This window comes from Corynebacterium sp., from assembly GCF_030532965.1.
Taxonomy (GTDB): Bacteria; Actinomycetota; Actinomycetes; order Mycobacteriales; family Mycobacteriaceae; genus Corynebacterium.
Genome location: NZ_JAUNKC010000024.1, coordinates 33,485 through 51,963, shown reverse-complemented (window position 1 = coordinate 51,963; position 18,479 = coordinate 33,485). Strand labels below are relative to the sequence as shown.

Genomic DNA, 18,479 nt, shown 5'->3' with positions numbered 1-18,479 from the left:
ACCGCAGAATGCTCAACAGACACATTAGACGACTGAGACACAACAACACTCCTTAGAACGTTTGTACTTCTAATTACATCGACGTAAGTCAATGCCACAGTGTAACTGCATCTTGGCTACCGGTATAGAGAAATCTACATATTGACGATTTTTGCCCCCAAAATTTACCCCTTACAGTCCGTGACCTGCGCAGATACCCGGTAATCGCACCCACTTTAACCAAAAGGAAAATCTAAGCAAAATCACAGCACTTCTGCCACCTAACCCATTGCGCACAATTTAAAATCATGCAAAGCCTTATGCAAAACATCTCCAGCTAGTCGCTATTTTGCTATCTTTGAACGCTGTCTGGGCAATAGTAAAAGCCTCCGCAGCATTGAGTTCGCACTACATGCGGCGGAGGCAAAAGTATGAGGAATCTTAGAACATTCCATCGAATCCTTGGGAGAGCGGCCCCATCTTTTCTTCAGCAAGGCGCGCAAGCTGATCGTGGGCGTCGTTGTATGCGCCAACTAAAAGATCCTGCAGGGTTTCGATGTCGTCGGCGTCCACTACCTTCGGGTCGATGGTAACGGCGGTGGCTTTGCCGGAACCGGCCATCGCGACAGAAACCAAGCCATTACCGGCTTGACCGATCACGTGTGATTTGAGAATCTCTTCCTGCGCTTGATGCAGTTTCTCCTGCATTTCTTGTGCCTGGGCGAGCAATTGTGACATGTCTGGTTGTCCCATGAGTTATGCCTTTCTTTAAGATAAAACGTCTATCGTGTTGCTAGTGTACCGGTAGCGCAATCGACTGTGCAGTTACAGCGCGCGTGCCCCAAGTTCCTGTTCAAGCAGATCCATAGCAACGGTCATGGCGCTACGGTGGTCTTTTGTGCCCACTTCGCTTGCGGCTTGTTGCATCATTTCTGCCTCTTCGCTTTCGCTTGTCGACGCCTCAGCCGCCGCAGGCTCCGTCGCCGCAGTGGTTGTCACGGTAGCAGTTGGTGCTGGCATGCCCTCATCGGGCGGATAGCCATATGGGTCGTCCGGTGGCGGGGCGTCGTCCCAGCCCACCGGCTCGGGCGGCGCTGGAGTTCCATCAGCAAAGCGTGGCGCGTTGGCTTGCGCCGCTAGTTTAGCCGCGCCGCGTTCGGCTGCCTCTTGCCAGCGGGAGCGCTTAGGCTGCGCGTTCGCTGTAGGTTGCGGTTGCGGTGTGGCTGCTGGCTGCTGCGCTGATTGCTGATAACCGGTGGGCAGCACAGGCGGCACAAATCCCGTCGGCTCATACTTAGCGGGGTGCTCCTCAGCGGGTTGCTTATCGACGTTTTCTGCTGCAGCAGGTTCCGAAGCTGCGGCCACTACCGGCTGCGGGGCGGGTTTATTGGCAGGTGCCATGTCCGAAATGGCGGTTTCCACCTGGGATACGGAAGTATCATCCTCTGCACCGATGTGTGCCGGTTCGCCCCAGGTATCAGCAGGTGTTGGTGCCGTTTCCGGTTCAGGTGCCGGAGTCTCACCAGCTGGTGGCGCTGGCGCTTCGGTGCGAGGCGGCGTCTTTTTCTCCTCGCCTATGGGCGCGGGTTCGCCCCAGGTGTCGGCTGGCTCTGTTGCCGGAAGCGCCTCTTCTATCGTTTCGTTATTGGTTTCTCTCTCAGGCTCCTGAGGTTCATCGGCAGGCTCGGCGTCAGCGGGTTGTGCATCGGTGTGTGCGTGCGGATTCCAGACTGGCTGCGGTTGCGGAATATCAAAACCATGCCGCTTCGGGTCTGTGCCAATCACACATTCCACTGCGAATGGGTGTTGGGTCAGTTCTTTAACCGCATCGGCGATGAAGCCGTTGTGGTCAGTGGAATTCAATCGGGCCGCTAATGCACCGGTGTTATGACCGATGATGAGGGTGTCCTCTTTAACTCCCAATGGTTTTGCCCCGGTGAGCAGAATGCCCGCGACCTCGTTGGTGCGCTTCACCTCGGCGATGATCTTCGACCAAGCCTTCGTGATATCCGCGATTGGATCCATAGCTGGTTGTTCCACCGGCTCAGTTGGGGCAGGTTGCGGTGGTTCTTCCGCCACGACCGGTTCCGGAGTATTCGGTTCTGTGGCTACCTCTTTGGGTTCTTCTGCTGGCTGTGGCTCGGGCTCTGCGGCAGGCGCGACGGTCGGCTCTGGTGCAGTTTCTGATTGTGCCTGGGCTTTCGCTTCCGCCTCCCGGGCTTCGGCTTCCGCCTTGGCTTTCGCTTCCGCTTCTTCCCGGGCGCGGCGTACCGAGGGGCGTTCGTATTTCGGCGGGGTGGCCGTGGCCGGTGAATCGGCGGGGGCGGCTGCCGGGGCGGCAGGTGCAGTGGCGGCAGGTGTCCCGGCGGCTGCTGGTGCGCTGATAACCTGCGGCTGTTGGGCACCGCCTAGGAGCATCTTTGCGCACAGAATTTCCAGCAACAGGCGCGGGCTGGTAGCGCCCCGCAGCCCCGCGATGCCGTCGTTAAGTGTGGCGGCAATGCGCGGCAAGTGGTTGGGGGCGAATGCCTGGGCTTGTCTGCTCAGCACCTCACCCCGATCGGTCGGGGCGTCGACAAGCCCGGCGGCAAGCGCGTCGGGAACGGCTTGCAACATGATGAGATCCCGCAACCGGTCGAGTAGGTCCTCGGAGAATTTCCTGGGCGAAAGCCCGGCTTCGATCACATCATCAACGACGAGGAACAGCCCGGCTTTATCGTCGTGGGCGAGCGCGGTGACGGCGGCGTCGATAAGCGAATCGTCGGTTACGCCGAGCAGCAATCGGGCGTGCTCGTAGGTGAGCCCTTCGGGGCCCGTGCCGGCGATTAGCTGGTCTAATACGGATAGTGTGTCGCGCGGGGAACCGCCCCCGGCGCGGATAACCAGCGGATAGACGGAGTCCTCGACTTGGACGTTTTCGCTAGCGACGGTGCGTTCCAACAGCCCCCGCATGGCGGAGGGGGTTAGGAGCCTAAATGGGTAGTGATGGGTACGGGACCGGATGGTGCCGATGACTCGTTCCGGTTCGGTGGTGGCGAATATGAAGATTAGGTGCGCCGGTGGTTCCTCGACGATTTTCAATAGCGCGTTGGAGCCTTGATTGGTAATCATGTGCGCTTCGTCGATGATGAAAATCCGGTAGCGGGATTCGGCGGGGGCGAACATTGCGCGATCGCGCAGCTCACGCATGTCTTCGACGCCGTTGTGGCTTGCGGCATCGAGTTCGGTGACGTCGAGGTTTCCTGGGCCGTTGGGGGCTAGCGATATGCAGGAATTACACACGCCGCAGGGGGTGGCGGTAGGGCCTTCCACGCAATTGAGGGAGCGCGCCATGATGCGCGCGGATGAGGTTTTGCCGCAGCCGCGCGGGCCGGAAAAGAGGTAGGCGTGATTGATTCTGCCGTTGTTGAGTGCTGCGGATAGCGGCACGGTTACCTGTTCTTGCCCGACAAGTTCGCCGAAGGAACCGGGGCGATACTTCCGATATAAAGCCACGGTTTAACCCTACCGTAACTGGCCCTGCCGCAGCTTCAATGCGGGTTAGTATTCCAGCACTCGGGACCAGTCCGATAAATCGATTGTGGAATGTGCCATTTCTTCCAGCAGTTCTTCCGGACCGTAGGTGACGCAGTAGTGAAATTCTTCCTCAGTAAGCATCAAAAGCTGCAGCAAGAGCGTCCAGCGATCATCTTCGATCACTTGGGGAACTTGCGGCCCCCATTGAAACGGCGACATGAGCAGCCCGTGCCGCACGGTTATGTGTTCGGGCAAGTCAATCACGTCGCCGACGCCCGGCAGCAGGGTGCCCGGCTGGGCGGTTAACACGCCGTTCGACCGCACCAACATTTGGGTTGCGGCATCTAGAAGGCGCATTGCTTCGCTTTTCGACGCGCGAGTCTGCGTCACCAATTCGCAGCGCACGTCCATGCCCGCCGATTCCAGACCGGTGTCTACCTCGTTGAATCCGACCGTGGCACAGATGACAACATCGTCGTGTTGAAACGTCGCCAGCACCGGGGTGGCGGCTTTTTCATGTTGGGATTCATGCAGTTCCATGTCCCCATCGAACAGCCCCTCCAACCACGTTGCTGACTCCGCAATATCCATCGGCTACTGTGCCGCCTTTTCTGCGGCGGCAAGCAGGATACAGGTGGCTACCCCATCCATCGCTACTTCCAATTCCTCCACTGGCGGCAGGGATGGTGCGAGCCGAATATTGCGGTCGTTTGGGTCCTGTTTGAGCGGGAATGCGCTGCCAGCAGCGGTTAAGGCAATGCCTGCTTCTTTGGCCAATTGCACCACCCGGGCGGCAGTGCCATCGAGCACATCTACCGAAATGAAATAGCCGCCTTCTGGTTTCGTCCAGTAAGCCACGCCGTATTCTGACAACCGCTTGTCCAGGATGTCCAGCACCCGGGCGAATTTCGGCACCAGCGAACCGGCGTGCTTGCGCATGAGAATCCGAACCCCTTCGGCGTCGCCGAAAAGCTGGGCGTGTGCCAATTGGTTGATTTTGTTTGGCCCAATTCCACGCACATTGGCGTGCATCTGGTACCACTTGAGGTTCTCGGCAGAAGATGCAAAGAACGACACCCCAGAACCAGCATGAGTGATCTTAGAGGTGGAGGTTAAAAACCAGAACCGGTTAGGGTTGCCCTCCTCAACGGCGAACGCCAGAACATCGTAGACCGGCGGGAACTCGTCGGTAAGGGTGTGCACGGCATAGGCGTTGTCCCACATGATCCGGAAATCCGGCGCAGCCGTTTCCATCGCAGCTAATTCGCGGCATACGTCCTCAGTGAAGGTGATTCCGGTCGGGTTGCCGTAGACCGGCACCGTCCACATGCCCTTAACTTGTGGGTCTTTCACCAATTCCCGCACGGTTTCCATGCAAGGTCCGGTTTCGGTCATAGGTACCGGAACCATCTCGAAGCCAAAGTGCTCCGTGATGGTGAAGTGCCGATCGTAGCCGGGCACCGGACACAGCCACTTTATTTTTTCCTCTTGGCACCACGGACGTGGTGAATCGTTATTCCCCAGCGCATAGGACCAGGCAATCAGGTCGAATTCAATGTTCAAGCTGGAGGCGTCGCCCGCGATGACGTTTTCCACCGGCAGCCCAAGCACCTCGGCCCAGATTTCCCGAATATCGGCAATGCCATTCAACCCACCATAGTTGCGGCAGTCGGTTCCATCTTTCGAGGTGTAGTTATCCCCCGGCAGGGACAAGACGGCATTGGAAAAATCCAGTTGTTCCGAAGAAGGCTTACCGCGGGTGAGGTCGAGCTTGAGATTTCGGGCTTTAAGCTCGTTGTACTTGGACGTGATCTCCTCACGAAACGCCGCTAATTGGTCAGCATCAAAATCGAGCAGTGACATGTCGTTCACCTTCTTCAAATGGATCAACGTGAAACGGGCACCTAGGCTTTAAGCCTGGTTTAACCCACTTGTCAAAACTCTAGCCGGGGTTATGTGCAAGCTGCACTAGAACACGCTATTTTCTACCCCCGGTTGGTCGTCGAAAAGCGGAAACGTTAGCCCACGCACGCGTGTGCAACCGAGCTAACGGATCTCCGCCAAACCGCGGGGCATTATGCCGAACGCTTGGCTAAGCGCGATAGGACAAACACCACCGCTGCCAGTAATAACAGCGCCGCTCCTATCACAAACCACCACACCATACCGATCCCGGCTTTCTCCGATTTCGCAGGCTGTGCGCTTGGGGTTGCACTGGTGGTTTGTGCGGCTGTAGCCGGGGCACCTTCGGCAAACGTTGGGCCTTTGACTTCTTTGCCAACCCGATGGAAATTGATCCGGTACTTCACCGGCTGTAGCTCGGTCGACGCATCGGTATCTCCCACTGTGGCGCTTCGTCCGTTACTGACGAAATCGACCTGCACATAGTGCCGACCACCCAGCCACGCTGAACTGTTGCTTGTAATATTCGCATACGAGATCGGAGTAGTAGTTCCAGTGACGATCTTGGTGCCAATATCCTGAAGCTTCAGTTCATTTTTACCGATAGGGTACCGGCCACCATCTTGGGGTTGCATCAATTGATTACTGACATACACCTCTAGCGCGCGACCCGATTTTTCATGAGTTTCGTCAACTTGGTTGGCACGGGGATCGTCCACAACTTCTACGGTGACATCCAGTGCTTGCCCCCAGCCGATCGGGGTTGCGAAATACTGCGTTTCCCCTTCGACGATCTCCGCCTCAACTGTTCCTTCTACCTCTGGGACATCCGGGTCCGGGAAGTTCAACGGTGTGTAGGGGGTCACGTGGCTTAAATCCGCAGGAGCGCCAAGATCAGCGGTTGTACGCTCCTTACTCGGCGTTTTATTGAAATCATCGCCAAGATCGGTGGGTTCTGGAACCGCCGCAAGGAACATGTCAACGTTGTCTGGCGCGTCTTTCGTTCTTCCCTCCAATTTAAGGAAATACGATGCGTTATCGCAGCCCTTCCCTTCCACTCGGCTAATGATATAACCCGACACTGGACGTCCACCGGTAGTGGTTCCCGCTTCTTCGCGCCATTCATAACACGATGAGTGTTCCTTCGGAAATAAATCCGGAAAATAGGTAAAGGAAGACAAATAGCCGGTTGTACCTACTTCTGGCACCGCCGTGAACCCCACATGCAGCCGGTGCCCCTTAGGGATCGAGACCTTGGCATAGAAATCCTCAGTATCCTCAGACATGGTGATAGGCAGTTTCGCGGTTATCCGGTTGGGGTTTGTTAGTGTGCCGGGTTCGATGGTGGGCGCATCAGTCTGACTGGTGGAAAACTCCACAGTCTCAGTCGGTAATTGATACCCCACCGCTTTGCGCTTCGTCGCCTGGGTTAGTGTAGCTTTCAGCGACTCCGCACTTGAGGCATCCGCATACGTTCCCCCAGTCACGTTCGCCACACACTCCAGCTCCGCCCGCGCAGCATCATCAACCTTAAACCCAATCGTGTGTACCACCAGATCAGTCCCCTGATCCTTCAACTGCTTCGCCACCTCACACACTGGCGGCGGCGCACACGTATCAATCCCATCCGACACCAACACAATCGACCGCGCCCCCTCCTTCGGCAACAACTCATTCGCCTTCAACAACGAATTCCCAATCGGGGTATACCCACGTGGAACCAACCCATCTACATCAAACTTCAATACCCCAACCGGCTTCTCCCCCGGACGGGCAAGCACACTAATATCCTGGCACCCTGCTTCCTTCTCCTCCTCCGAGGAACCCGTACCCGTCCCATAGGTCACCAACCCCAACGGCGAACCATCCGGCACCCCCGACAAAAACCCATCAACCGCCTGCTTCGCCGCATCCATGCGACTCATCCCATCAACATCCATCTCCGTCATCGACCCTGACGCATCCAACACCACTACCGTCGGTTCCAATGTCTTATCAACCCCCACCGCATCCGGTGCCGCTAACCCCACCAGCACCACTGACGCCCCCACACAGATACACCGCCGAAACGACATAACGGATTCCTCTCATAAGCTATCGGCTGCAATGGTTATAATTCCAGACTATAAATCGGAAGTTCTAGCCACAATGGATTTATCGCTTTTTGGGCGCAACCCGTCGCACGGATAACCGATAACCATCCCATACAACAGCAACCTACGATGCGACAACATCGCAGGCCTGCAAACGTTTTCAAAGCTAGCCCTTCGGCGCCGACGTAACCGCCAGCCACATACTATGACTTTGACCACATATAACGCCCGGCGAACCAAACCCGCCCCGCATTGCCGACCCCCAGCTAGGCCAATCACATAAGCCCGTACACAATAAAGGGACTTCACACACCCGCCAGAGCCCGCTGACCCTTGCTGCATTCCTGCCCTGGGGGAGTTCACGGGATAAACGCCATGCGAAGTCCTGCCCCAAACATTAGTCCACAATCCACATAAAGCCCAATTCCCGCAGTTTAACCCCATAATTTGTAAGTTCCATAGCGCACTGTGTAAAGTTTCCGAGGTACACAAAAGCTTGTTGTGCGCTGGAGGATTCGACTAGCGGCCTATGTCACACGCCTGGAACGCGTGCGGGGCGAAAGCCCCTCGTGGGTTCAAATCCCACATCCTCCGCAGAATAAAACCCCACGTTAAGTGGGGTTTTTCGCATTCTATGACACAAATAACCTTCAGCAGCAAGTAACAAATAGAGGTATCTCTATCGATAGTTTTGGTGTGCAACCTACTAAAATTCTCTTCGTCATAAACAGTCTCGAAAGCCGGGGAAATGGCCTCGCGGCATCCGCACGCCAAACAATCGCCGCTCTAAAAGAGCGGGGTTTTGAGGTTCGCACCTTAGCGGCAGGCGGGGATTTCAATTTGCCGGTGTTAAAAGTCCCCTTGTTACAACCACTGATTAGTTCGCAGGGGTATATTTTCGCCAAGACACGTAGAAAAACAGTACGCGAGGCTGTCGCGTGGGCAGATATAGTCCACTTGGAAGAACCCTTCTTATTACAGGCAATGGCCGCGCATTATGCGCAAAAGTTAGACACACAATGTGTGGCGACGTACCATTTGCACCCAGAAAACATGACCGCTTCCGTATATCTTGAACAGTTCAAACCACTCAACCAAATGTTTTTACGACTATGGCAGCGATTTATTTTTGATCGGTGTGCCTGGGTGCAGTGCCCTTCAGAGAATGTGCGGATCCGGCTACAAGAAGCGGGCTTCCGCGCGCCGCTGAAAGTAATTTCCAATGGCGTGAAAATAGAACCGCTGCCTGAGGATTTACCGGAGATTCCCGAGTCGCCAGCTCGGTGGACAGTGATATGTGTCGGTAGATTTTCCCGAGAGAAAGACCAAAAGACACTGCTGCAAGCGATGCGCTACACCAAGGCCAAACACGATATTCAACTAATTTTCGCAGGGCAGGGCCCAACCAAGGAAAGTTTGCAACGCCTATCGCGCAAGCTTATCGACGAAGGTACGTTGCGGCATGCCCCGCAGTTCAAATTTTTCGATTCGCCCACCTTAACCGCCACAATCACTGCCGCCGATCTTTATATTCACCCGGCTTTTATCGAAGTGGAGGGCATGAGCTGCATGGAGGCATTGCGGTGCGGAGTCACACCGATTATCGCGGAAGCTCCGCTGTCAGCGACAAGTCAGTTTGCCATAAGCACCACCCAGTTGTTCCCGGCGCGCAATCCACAAGCATTAGCCAGACGCATCGACGATCTCTTAGGGAACGCCCCGATCGGTACGGAAATTTCACAGCAGTACACCTTTGATAGCTGTGTAGATCAACTCGTGGAGGCCTACCACACGTAAGGTTCCAATGGAATTTTGTGGGCGTCGAAAAGCTCAAGGAGCTGCTGCGGACTGTGGGCGATATACCCCAAAGAATCCGCGATTCGGGCAAACACATCTTGGGGGTCAAGGTCGCGCAACGTGACGGCACCATCGCGTTTAGCCAAACGCTGCCCGCGGGTGTTAAGCACCAGCGGCACATGCACATATTCGGGGGCAGCAACCCCCAATAAGTGCGCCAAATACCCTTGACGCGGTGCAGAGGACAGGAGATCATCACCACGCACCACCTGGTCAACGCCCTGGTATGCGTCGTCCACAACCACTGCCAAGTTATAAGCCCAATCAGGTTGCTGACCGCCGCGCCTTAAAATCATGTCGTCAACCTCACCGACGACTCTACCTGCGTAAAAATCAGAAACCTGCCACTGTGACACTTCCGCCCGCAGGCGCAACGCGGGGACGCGGTTGTCGGCGGCGAGTGCGGCGCGTCGTAACGCACGTTCATCCGCATCAAGGTCGCGGCACGTTCCTGGATACTGGCCAGGGATGGCGTGTGGGGCGCGGGAGGCGTCCTGGATGTCCTTGCGGGAACAGTAGCATTCGTAGTGCGGCAGATGTTCCAACGCCGTTTCGTAGGCATCGAACCGATCCGTTTGGTAGAGCACCTCACCGTCCCAGTCCAACCCCAGGTCCGCCAAATCTTTCAACTGCCGTTCCGCCGATTTTTCGGAGCTGCGTTGGGTATCGATATTTTCCACCCGCATATAAAAATTCCGGCCGGTAGACCTGGCAAACAACCACGCCAAGGTTGCGGTTCGGAGGTTGCCAAAATGCAGGTCGCCGCTGGGACTGGGGGCATACCGGCCCGCACCAATTGTGCTTTCGGTTAACGCTTCTACCATGCATCCATCGTAGAATCTTCCGCATGAGTCGTTATATTCCGGTACGCAATAGTGCCTACCCAATCCTTTTGGCGCTGTTTGTGGCTATCTTTCTGATTTCTAACATCACGTCCACTAAAGGGGTAATGATTGGCCCATTGGTAACAGATGGCGCGTTCTTCCTCTTCCCCGCCGCCTATGTTATCGGTGATGTGATCGGCGAATGCTACGGCTTCAAAGCTGCCCGGCGCGCCATTTGGACTGGGTTTTTCGTGACTCTGATCGCCGTCGCCGCGTTTTATATCGCCATCGCCCTGCCAGCGGCGGATTTCTACGAGGGACAGGACGCGTTCGCGGCGACGTTGGGGCTGGTGCCGCGGATCGTTCTCGCGTCCTTGGCGGGCTACGCTGTGGGGCAATTGTTAAACGCTTGGACGCTTACCCGCATGAAAGATCGAAACGCAGGCAAGCTGTGGCAGCGGCTTCTCAGTTCAACCGTGGTGGGTGAGTTCGGTGATACTTTGATTTTCTGCCTCATTGCCGCACCGGTTATCGGGATTACAACTGTTTCCGACACCGTGAATTTTGTGGTGGTTGGCTTCCTGTGGAAAACCGCAGTTGAGGTGCTCGTCATGCCGATTACGTTCCAAGTGATTAAGTGGGTAGAAAAGAAGGAAAACTTCGGCGAGGTTGCGTAAAACCTCACCGCTTTTCGACGCCACAATCTACTCGATAATTTTTCGAGTAGATTTCGAGTGGTCCCATCATCGCAGCTCATACCCATGTTCTACTCGAAACCGGATTTTCGAGTAGGTTTCGAGTAGAACACAAATCTCTTATTTCAGAGGCGGCTTTACTCGCCACACAGCGCGTGGATCTTTAGGGCTTTTACCCTCCCATGCGATCAAGCCTTTATCCCGTAACGCCGCTAACACCCGGCGCGTGGTGGGCACACTCAACTTGGCAATAGCCGCCACTTCGCTCGTACCCAACGGTTGCTGACTATTTCCCAACACCGCCAGCACTGTGTCCGCATTAACCGGCAGTTCCGCCAACATTGCATCATTTATTCGTCGTTGGGCTCGTAACGTCAAAATGACATTTCCGTTTTGGCTATACACCGGTTCCGCAAGACCAACTTGATGCATTTCAAAAAACATTCGTTTAATACCCTCACCCAGTTCTTGCCCGATGCGAAGCTCAGCAGCAATACGGGCTATTGACGGGTTCCTGGCAAATCGAGCGATCGATAATGGCTTGCGTGGATCCGCTAGCCCAGGGAATCGGCCGGGGCTAGAAACCTCAATCCTGTCTGGATAAATCTCAAAACGAATGTGGTCGCCAATCATGCTGTACGACCGGTGGATGACGGCATTAACCAGCCCTTCTAACCAAACATCACGAGGAATAACGCTCTGCCATTCAAAGTTTCCGTTAGCTGACAATCGTTTGACTTTTGGCAAAAGCTCATCAATACGCGCTGCAGCATCTGCGACTTGTTCTTCCAAGGTGCCTTCAAACCGTTCGTCGAAAAGCAATTGCTGCGAAGCTCCCGGCAACCGATCACTTTCGCCCCACCGCAGCACTCGAATATAGGCATTAAGAAAATATCGTTGTGGATTTTTGCCAAAACATAGAATCGCCGCAACGGTGGGTTTTCCCTCACGAGTAAGCAGGCTGCGCGCATTAAGTACCGAGTCGACGGAAGAAGCCCCAATGACTGTGGCGAACGCTGCTAGTTTTTTGTCATCTAAATCGTCACGTTCAGCGGTGGGAGCTGGAGTAACGTCAAATTGTTGTTCCCCCTTGGAGTACCGTAACTCCAAAATCTGATCAGTACGTAGTTGCTTAGTTTCATCTGACACGGAAAGACTTCCGCTCTAACCACTGCGATTCTTCGGTCTCACATAACGCTCGAATGTCACCGTTAAACATATCGTCATTCTACTCGAAAATTTTTCGAGTAGATTTCGAGTAGCCCCATCATCGCAGCTCATGCCCATGTTCTACTCGAAACCGGATTTTCGAGTAGGTTTCGAGTAGCTTTCGAGTTAGTTCTTTTTAGCGTAGTAACGGCCCATGAATTCGGCTTTGTAGTCCTCGTAGTAGCCGCCGTCGATAGCGGCGCGGATGTTATCGACTAACCGCACCATGAAGGTGACGTTATGCATGGTGCACAACGTACCCGCAAGGAATTCCTTTGCTTTAAGCAAATGATGGATGTATGCGCGGGAATAATTCTCGGAGACATAACCACCGAACTCTTCATCCACGCCCGTGAAATCACGCTTGAACCGCGCATTCAGGAGGTTCATCCTACCGTCTAGGGTGTACACGCCACCCCGCCGCCCCAGCCGGGTCGGTGCCACACAGTCGAAGGTATCCGCACCTGCCTCAATGGCGGTGAAAAGGTCATCGGGTTCCGAGATACCCAGAAGGTGCCGCGGCTTGTCTTTCGGCAGCTCATCGCACACCCAGCCGACGATGGTGCCTAAGTTTTCTTTCTCTAACGCACCACCGATGCCAAAACCACCGAAGCCGCGTTTGCCCTCCGCCTCCGCTTGGTCGGATAGCTGGATAAGCCCCCGGGTCGCTTGCCGACGCAAGTCCTCGTACTGGGCACCTTGCACCACACCCCACAGGGATTGCAGTGGTTTGTCGGCGCGTTCCCGGGTGAGCCGATCGTGCTCATCAAGGCACCGCTTCGCCCATCGATGGGTGCGGTCCACGGACTGTTCCTGGTACAGCCGAGTATCAACAAGCGTGGTTAATTCGTCGAATGCGAACATGATGTCAGCACCGAGCTTGTGCTGAATCTGCATGGAGATTTCTGGCGTGAATCGGTGTTTGGAACCATCAACCACGCTGCGGAAATCAACGCCTTCTTCATCCACTTTGGCGTAGCGATCTTTGTGGCGAGCACGGATATCCCCCTCAGTTAACCCGGCGGTGTCCATTGCCAAGACTTTTTTAAAGCCGACCCCGAGACTCATCACCTGGAAACCACCGGAATCGGTGTAGGTTGGCCCATTCCAGTTTTCGAACGCGGCGACCCCGCCAGCCTCGTCAACAATGTCAGGGCCAGGCTGCAAATAGAGGTGATAGGCGTTGGACAGCACCGCCTGCGCGCCGGTTTCTTTGACCTGCTCCGGGGTGAGTGTTTTCACCGTTGCTTTCGTTCCCACCGGAATAAACGCCGGGGTATGAATATCACCATGCGGAGTATGGATCGTGCCGGTACGTCCATGTTTACCGGGACCCGGTTCTAATTCGGTTGTGAGACTAAAAGTTGTATCAACGCGTGATTCCATGCCGGTTAGTGTAACCCGCTATCGCTATCCTGGGTAAATACCGCGCCAATCTTCGTCGGCCTTGCCGCCCGAACCGGCTGAGTATGAATTGCCCTTGGTTTCACCAACTCGGGGTGATTCCGGGCGAATTCCTCCTCCAATTTTGCACCCTCGACATCGAGACGCGGCAGGATCTTATCCAACCACTTGGGCATCCACCAGGTTGCGTGCCCGGTTAAGAACATAGCAGCCGGCACAAACGCCATGCGCACCAAGAATGCGTCGAAAAATACGCCAGCGCCCAAGGCGAAACCGAAAATCTTAATAAACGGAATCGGCTGCCCAATAAACGCGATAAACACCGCGATCATAATCAACGCCGCCGCAGTCACCACGCGCGCCCCTTTGGCGAAACCGTGGATAACCGACGCCTCAGTGCCGTTATATTTGCCCTCACCCTGGCCGCCGGAATGTGTGTAATGCTCACGCATCGCCGACACCAAGAACACCTGGTAGTCCATGGCCAAACCGAAGCACACGCCGATGAGGAAGATCGGCAAGAACGCAATGATCGGCGCCGGAGTACCCACCACACCCCACAGGCCCTGTTGCCAGAACAGCACCGTGACGCCGAAGGCTGCACCCACAGACAGCAAGAAACCAACACCGGCGATTATTGGAACCAATACGCTTCGGAAGATAATCAGCAGCAGCACAATCGCCAAACCCACCACGATGGAAAGATACAGCGGCATGGCATTACTTAAGCGATTGACCACATCTTGCTGCACCGGAACCAGACCGGTGATACCCGAATCCACTCCGGTTGCGGCGGTTACTTCTTTTTCCTTGATCCTAAGCGCCGAAATCAGCTGGTTGGTTGCCGGATCGATATTCGCCTTATCCGTCGTCAGCAGCATCTGGGCGGCGTAACCATCGTCGGAAACACCAATCAACTGCACATGGCGCACATCTTGGGTTGCGGAGAACTTCTGCACCACATGCATATAGGAGGCAAAGGCGGCCGCCTTATTGCGATCAAATTCCGCCTCCGGGTCTAGCGGTTGCTGCGCCCGGATCAGAGGCTCTAATGCTTTGGAATCAGGATTGACGTCATGGGCGTCGACCACCACCAAGAACTGGGCGTCCGCGCCGGGCCCGAAGCCTTCATATAAAATATCCGCCATTTTCCGCTGCGTAGTTTCCTTCGGCGATTGGCCGTCGGAAGGCAACGAAAGGTGGAGCTGACCAGCGGGTATGGTGAGCGCACCCAACCCGAACACCACAATGGCGATGACCAATGCTGGCGCTTTATGGATGAGCTTGACCCACCGTTCCCCCATGGGGTTGGTACGGCTGCGGTGCGTGATGGCTTTGATCTCGCCTTTGAATACCCGGTGGCCGAGCACACCTAGGATAGCGGGCAAGAGCGTCAACGCGATGACCACCGCGATAAAAACCGTAAATGCGGCTGCCAATCCCATGTAGGTAAGGAACGCGATATCGGCCACGACCAATGCCACAAGAGCGATAATGACGGTGAGGCCTGCGAATACTACCGCTGAGCCTGCGGTACCGACCGCCATTCCGGCCGCCTCTTCCCTACCCATTCGGGATAATTCGTGCCGGTAGCGGAAGAGGATAAACAAGGCGTAGTCCACACCGACCGCCAGGCCAAGCATCACGGCTAGCACCGGGGTGATGTTATTGAGCGGCACCCAAGCGGTTGCTAGTGTCACGGATAAAGAACCAATAGCCACACTGATCACTGCCGTGATCAGCGGCAATCCCGCCGCAACTAACGAACCAAAGGTGAGAACGAGAATAATTGCGGCCACCGCAAGTCCAATAATTTCGGAGGTTTCCTCGATAACGATCGGGTCGCCGTACGCGGGGCCACCGGCCTCAACTTCCAACCCGGCGGCGCGCCCTAAGTCCATCGCGTCGGCGATGACTTCGCGTTGTTGTTTGGTCACGTCTGCCGGAATGGGGACGTCGATGCTAAACGTCGTAAAGCCAATGCTGCCGTCGGGGCTGATCAAGCTGAGATTATCTGCATCTTTTTTAGCCACCTCTTCCGGCAGCCCCTGGCTGGTGGCGGTGTCGAACACGAATCGCTGCAGCTCCGGGCTTATCTTCACCGGGTTGCCGAAGCGCTGGGTATCGGTGAGACCTTCAAGATTGTTTTCAATATGGCCGATAACCTGGTCAATGGCGGCGCTATTATCTGGGTCTTCTAATTTCTCCCCCGCTGGGGCTTTGAAAGCAATGGTTACGCCAGTGGACTCAATGGGCGATTTCATCCCGGGAAAGTTCTTCAGCAACAGGTGCGTTGCTTTTTGGGCTTGCGTTCCGTTGATAGTAAAGATGTCGTTATAGCCACCCTGGAAAGCAAAGGCTGAACCACCGATTGCTGCCAGCAATAGCACCCACGCCACGATAACGATCCATTTGGCGCGATAGCACCAGCGGCCTAGGCGGTACAGCAACTTCGCCACGTCGAAGCGCCCCTTTCTCCCACAGTCGTTAAGCTAAACATGAATAACCGATTAAAAAACATCGATTGCGTGCCCACCATGCTACTACCTTACGACGCGATGTTTAGGCCGTTGCTTTAAGCACTGCCGCTTTTCGACGCCACCACTGCCGCAACCCCTCACCGCCGTAGCGCCGCAGCCACTGGGTACCGCACCAAACACCACCAGTTCAATCACGAAGCAATCGGAGCGATCGTTCCGTTTCTGCCGAAAACAATAGACACACGTTGTACAATCGATCAAAAACGGAGCGATCATTCCGGAAGGATGGCAGTGATGGACATCAACGAGATTGCAGCAACACTACGTGATAAACGGAAATTAACTCGCCTAACACAAGCCGAAATAGCCGCTTACGCTGGCGTTTCCGAAAGGTTTGTCCGGGAAGCCGAGAAAGGAAAAGCGACACTTCGCCTGGACAAGCTACTCGCACTCGTCGACGCCTTAGGACTAACACTCACGGTTAACCAACAAGTTCCTGGCTACCTCAGGAAGGATACGTAAATGAATAACCAAGCATTCGTCTTTGTATCCGATGTATTAGCAGCTACCCTCACCCGAACAAATCATGGAATCGAATTCAAATATTTGTCCGATTATGACGGTCAACCCATAGCTACCACCCTTCCCGTGGAAACGACCCCCCAACTCTACAAAGGCGGTGCGCTGCCCCCATTTTTTACCGGCCTTCTACCAGAAGGACGACGACTATCAACACTCAAACGACAGCTCAAGACATCGGCCGATGACGAGTTGAGTTTATTGCTTGGAGTCGGTACTGCCCCAGTTGGCAATGTAAGGATTCTGCCAACCGAAAAAATACCACCATTACCGTCACCACTATTTACAATCACCGCCGACGATGAGAATCTGGATTTCTCCGCAGTATTATCGCATTCCCAAATACCTGACCCGTTTGCAATCGCCGGGGCGCAAGACAAAGCATCAGCACGAACGATTGCTATTCCGGTTACATCAAAGAATGCAGATGCAATTTTAAAACTCTCACCGCCAGAGTATCCGCAACTAGTGGAAAATGAATACACCTGCATTGAGACCATATCTGCATATTCCCGTCAGCTTCGCCACGAGCTTGTTAACGCACGCATAATCCATGACAAGACCGGACGTTCCGGATTACTGGTAAGTCGTTTCGATTCCTATGACGGTCATCGCATTCCAGTCGAAGATGGGGCCCAAATTCTAGGCATCTACCCAGCAGACAAATATAACGTTTCCTATGAAGAAATAGCCTTTGGTCTCGCCCAAGCAAGCGCAACACCGATCGTGACTCTTCGATCTGTTGCCCTTCAAGTCGCATTAGCTTGGCTAAGCGGTAACGGCGACCTTCACGCCAAAAATTTCTCCCTCTACAACAAAGGAAACGGATTTGAGCCAACCCCTATATATGACATTCCTTCCACTCTCATCTATGGCGACAACGATCTTGCACTTAGTGTTGGCGGCAGTCGAAAAGGGCTTAGCAAAAAACGTTTCCTTACTTTTGGAAAAACCATCGGGCTGCCGGAAATAATAGTGAACCAAGTTGCCGATGCTGCCCTTAATGCCACGGAACAACTGGCAGAGAACCTACTAGCAAATCTGTCCCTAACAACTAGACAGCGACGGGATATTCCAAAAATTTTACATAGCCGCAGGAAGGCATGGTTATAAAAACCATCAATTGACGCTAAAGACACTCGCGCCATCACTGACAACAAAACCTAGAACCTGGTATGGCTGACTTTTCAAAAACAGGAACATGGGTCATGCCAACCATGTCGCGACCGATGACCACAACGGCGATGTGTGGGCTTATGAGATAGTTACATTTCTGTTCTGGGGTTTTCTGAATGATAGTTGACAGGTCAGTCGCGACATCGTTGACAGTCGAAAAGCGACATCAAAACCAAATGGCCGTGAGGATAAGAAAACCGCGAACCCCCACCCAACACACGCCCTTAACACAAAATAACCGGTGGTCTGTGTTCCTATCTCAGAACACAGACCACCGGTTATGTCCACCATGTCGCGACTGATATGTCAACTATGTCGCGACTGATGACAATGGCGGTGGCGGCGGGATTTGAACCCGCGGTTGGGGGTTACCCAACACTCGCTTTCGAGGCGAGCACCTTCGGCCGCTCGGACACGCCACCGTTTGAAAATCCTAGGTGATGGGGCGAAATGGGGCAAATCCCCATGCCAGACCCATCACCGATTGCAAACGATGACAACCTTTAAGCGGTTTAGGCGTCGTCCTTCTTGAAGGAACCAATCACCTTGTTAGCTACGTCCTTGACGGCTTCGCCAGCGTCGTGAACAGCGTCTTTAATGTGTTCGCCTGCGTTTTCCACAGCGGAACGAACATCAGATTTCACCTGATCTGCCTTGCCCTCGTTTTCGAGGCTTTCGTTTCCGGTAAGGTCGCCAGCGGTTTCCTTTGCCTTGCCTTTGAGGTCGTCGAAGGTATTTTCAATGTCACCCATTGGTAACTCCTTA

14 protein-coding genes, 2 tRNA genes and 1 other RNA gene are annotated in these 18,479 nt (G+C 54.6%); 5 read left to right on the top strand and 12 right to left on the bottom strand.

Translation table 11 applies throughout. From position 1 onward, the window contains the following. Nucleotides 1-420: 420 nt before the first annotated feature. From Q4D85_RS10740 to ffs, 6 genes are all read right to left on the bottom strand, one after another. Entirely contained in the window at nucleotides 421-732 is a 312-nt protein-coding gene (locus Q4D85_RS10740) for a YbaB/EbfC family nucleoid-associated protein (protein WP_303200332.1), read from the bottom strand. Between the two features lie 72 nt (nucleotides 733-804). Beyond that, on the bottom strand, nucleotides 805-3,474 hold the full coding sequence (locus tag Q4D85_RS10735; protein ID WP_303200331.1) for a DNA polymerase III subunit gamma and tau: 2,670 nt from the start codon (nucleotides 3,472-3,474) through the stop codon (nucleotides 805-807). A 45-nt stretch (nucleotides 3,475-3,519) separates the two neighbouring features. Then, complete coding sequence (locus tag Q4D85_RS10730; protein WP_303200329.1) at nucleotides 3,520-4,086, bottom strand: suppressor of fused domain protein; 567 nt, start codon at nucleotides 4,084-4,086, stop codon at nucleotides 3,520-3,522. Nucleotides 4,087-4,089: 3 nt separating this feature from the next. Further along, nucleotides 4,090-5,358, bottom strand: coding sequence for an aminotransferase class I/II-fold pyridoxal phosphate-dependent enzyme (locus Q4D85_RS10725; RefSeq protein WP_303200327.1), 1,269 nt, complete (start codon nucleotides 5,356-5,358; stop codon nucleotides 4,090-4,092). 212 nt (nucleotides 5,359-5,570) lie between these two features. Continuing rightward, nucleotides 5,571-7,472: a VWA domain-containing protein gene (locus Q4D85_RS10720; RefSeq protein ID WP_303200326.1), complete on the bottom strand. Its 1,902-nt coding sequence runs from the start codon at nucleotides 7,470-7,472 to the stop codon at nucleotides 5,571-5,573. 311 nt (nucleotides 7,473-7,783) lie between these two features. Next, nucleotides 7,784-7,880, bottom strand: an RNA gene (gene ffs, locus Q4D85_RS10715) — signal recognition particle sRNA small type. 118 nt (nucleotides 7,881-7,998) lie between these two features. On the opposite strand from ffs, the gene Q4D85_RS10710 reads away from it, so the two are divergent. Both Q4D85_RS10710 and Q4D85_RS10705 read left to right on the top strand, forming a co-directional pair. After that, nucleotides 7,999-8,084: transfer RNA gene (locus Q4D85_RS10710), tRNA-Ser, on the top strand. A 21-nt stretch (nucleotides 8,085-8,105) separates the two neighbouring features. After that, complete coding sequence (locus Q4D85_RS10705) at nucleotides 8,106-9,287, top strand: glycosyltransferase (protein WP_368502292.1); 1,182 nt, start codon at nucleotides 8,106-8,108, stop codon at nucleotides 9,285-9,287. Here Q4D85_RS10705 and gluQRS read toward each other — a convergent pair. Further along, nucleotides 9,275-10,171, bottom strand: coding sequence for a tRNA glutamyl-Q(34) synthetase GluQRS (gene gluQRS, locus Q4D85_RS10700; protein ID WP_303200323.1), 897 nt, complete (start codon nucleotides 10,169-10,171; stop codon nucleotides 9,275-9,277). The two genes, Q4D85_RS10705 and gluQRS, sit on opposite strands and share 13 nt — an antisense overlap. A 23-nt stretch (nucleotides 10,172-10,194) precedes the next feature. Between gluQRS and Q4D85_RS10695 the strand changes: the two genes are divergently transcribed. Then, nucleotides 10,195-10,848: a queuosine precursor transporter gene (locus Q4D85_RS10695; protein WP_047260911.1), complete on the top strand. Its 654-nt coding sequence runs from the start codon at nucleotides 10,195-10,197 to the stop codon at nucleotides 10,846-10,848. 138 nt (nucleotides 10,849-10,986) lie between these two features. Here the strand turns inward: Q4D85_RS10695 and Q4D85_RS10690 are convergent, their stop codons facing one another. From Q4D85_RS10690 to Q4D85_RS10680, 3 genes are all read right to left on the bottom strand, one after another. Further along, nucleotides 10,987-12,015: an ATP-binding protein gene (locus Q4D85_RS10690; protein WP_303200319.1), complete on the bottom strand. Its 1,029-nt coding sequence runs from the start codon at nucleotides 12,013-12,015 to the stop codon at nucleotides 10,987-10,989. A gap of 186 nt (nucleotides 12,016-12,201) precedes the next feature. Then, entirely contained in the window at nucleotides 12,202-13,461 is a 1,260-nt protein-coding gene (tgt, locus tag Q4D85_RS10685; protein ID WP_303200318.1) for a tRNA guanosine(34) transglycosylase Tgt, read from the bottom strand. Between the two features lie 5 nt (nucleotides 13,462-13,466). After that, complete coding sequence (locus Q4D85_RS10680; protein ID WP_303200316.1) at nucleotides 13,467-15,938, bottom strand: MMPL family transporter; 2,472 nt, start codon at nucleotides 15,936-15,938, stop codon at nucleotides 13,467-13,469. 315 nt (nucleotides 15,939-16,253) lie between these two features. On the opposite strand from Q4D85_RS10680, the gene Q4D85_RS10675 reads away from it, so the two are divergent. Together Q4D85_RS10675 and Q4D85_RS10670 are read left to right on the top strand one after the other, a co-directional pair. Next, nucleotides 16,254-16,481: a type II toxin-antitoxin system Y4mF family antitoxin gene (locus Q4D85_RS10675; protein WP_303200314.1), complete on the top strand. Its 228-nt coding sequence runs from the start codon at nucleotides 16,254-16,256 to the stop codon at nucleotides 16,479-16,481. Continuing rightward, on the top strand, nucleotides 16,482-17,651 hold the full coding sequence (locus Q4D85_RS10670; protein WP_303200313.1) for a type II toxin-antitoxin system HipA family toxin: 1,170 nt from the start codon (nucleotides 16,482-16,484) through the stop codon (nucleotides 17,649-17,651). A 394-nt stretch (nucleotides 17,652-18,045) separates the two neighbouring features. Here Q4D85_RS10670 and Q4D85_RS10665 read toward each other — a convergent pair. Further along, nucleotides 18,046-18,136 (bottom strand) — tRNA-Ser (locus Q4D85_RS10665). A 90-nt stretch (nucleotides 18,137-18,226) separates the two neighbouring features. Next, nucleotides 18,227-18,466: a CsbD family protein gene (locus Q4D85_RS10660; RefSeq protein WP_047260905.1), complete on the bottom strand. Its 240-nt coding sequence runs from the start codon at nucleotides 18,464-18,466 to the stop codon at nucleotides 18,227-18,229. Nucleotides 18,467-18,479: the final 13 nt, after the last annotated feature.

What these genes read in the sequence shown, in the direction of transcription:
- Q4D85_RS10740 (WP_303200332.1), bottom strand. Translation starts at nt 732, where the DNA reads ATGGGACAACCAGACATGTCACAATTGCTCGCCCAGGCACAAGAAATG.
- Q4D85_RS10730 (WP_303200329.1), bottom strand. Translation starts at nt 4,086, where the DNA reads ATGGATATTGCGGAGTCAGCAACGTGGTTGGAGGGGCTGTTCGATGGG.
- Q4D85_RS10725 (WP_303200327.1), bottom strand. Translation starts at nt 5,358, where the DNA reads ATGTCACTGCTCGATTTTGATGCTGACCAATTAGCGGCGTTTCGTGAG.
- Q4D85_RS10720 (WP_303200326.1), bottom strand. Translation starts at nt 7,472, where the DNA reads ATGTCGTTTCGGCGGTGTATCTGTGTGGGGGCGTCAGTGGTGCTGGTG.
- gluQRS (WP_303200323.1), bottom strand. Translation starts at nt 10,171, where the DNA reads ATGGTAGAAGCGTTAACCGAAAGCACAATTGGTGCGGGCCGGTATGCC.
- Q4D85_RS10695 (WP_047260911.1), top strand. Translation starts at nt 10,195, where the DNA reads ATGAGTCGTTATATTCCGGTACGCAATAGTGCCTACCCAATCCTTTTG.
- tgt (WP_303200318.1), bottom strand. Translation starts at nt 13,461, where the DNA reads ATGGAATCACGCGTTGATACAACTTTTAGTCTCACAACCGAATTAGAA.
- Q4D85_RS10675 (WP_303200314.1), top strand. Translation starts at nt 16,254, where the DNA reads ATGGACATCAACGAGATTGCAGCAACACTACGTGATAAACGGAAATTA.
- Q4D85_RS10670 (WP_303200313.1), top strand. Translation starts at nt 16,482, where the DNA reads ATGAATAACCAAGCATTCGTCTTTGTATCCGATGTATTAGCAGCTACC.
- Q4D85_RS10660 (WP_047260905.1), bottom strand. Translation starts at nt 18,466, where the DNA reads ATGGGTGACATTGAAAATACCTTCGACGACCTCAAAGGCAAGGCAAAG.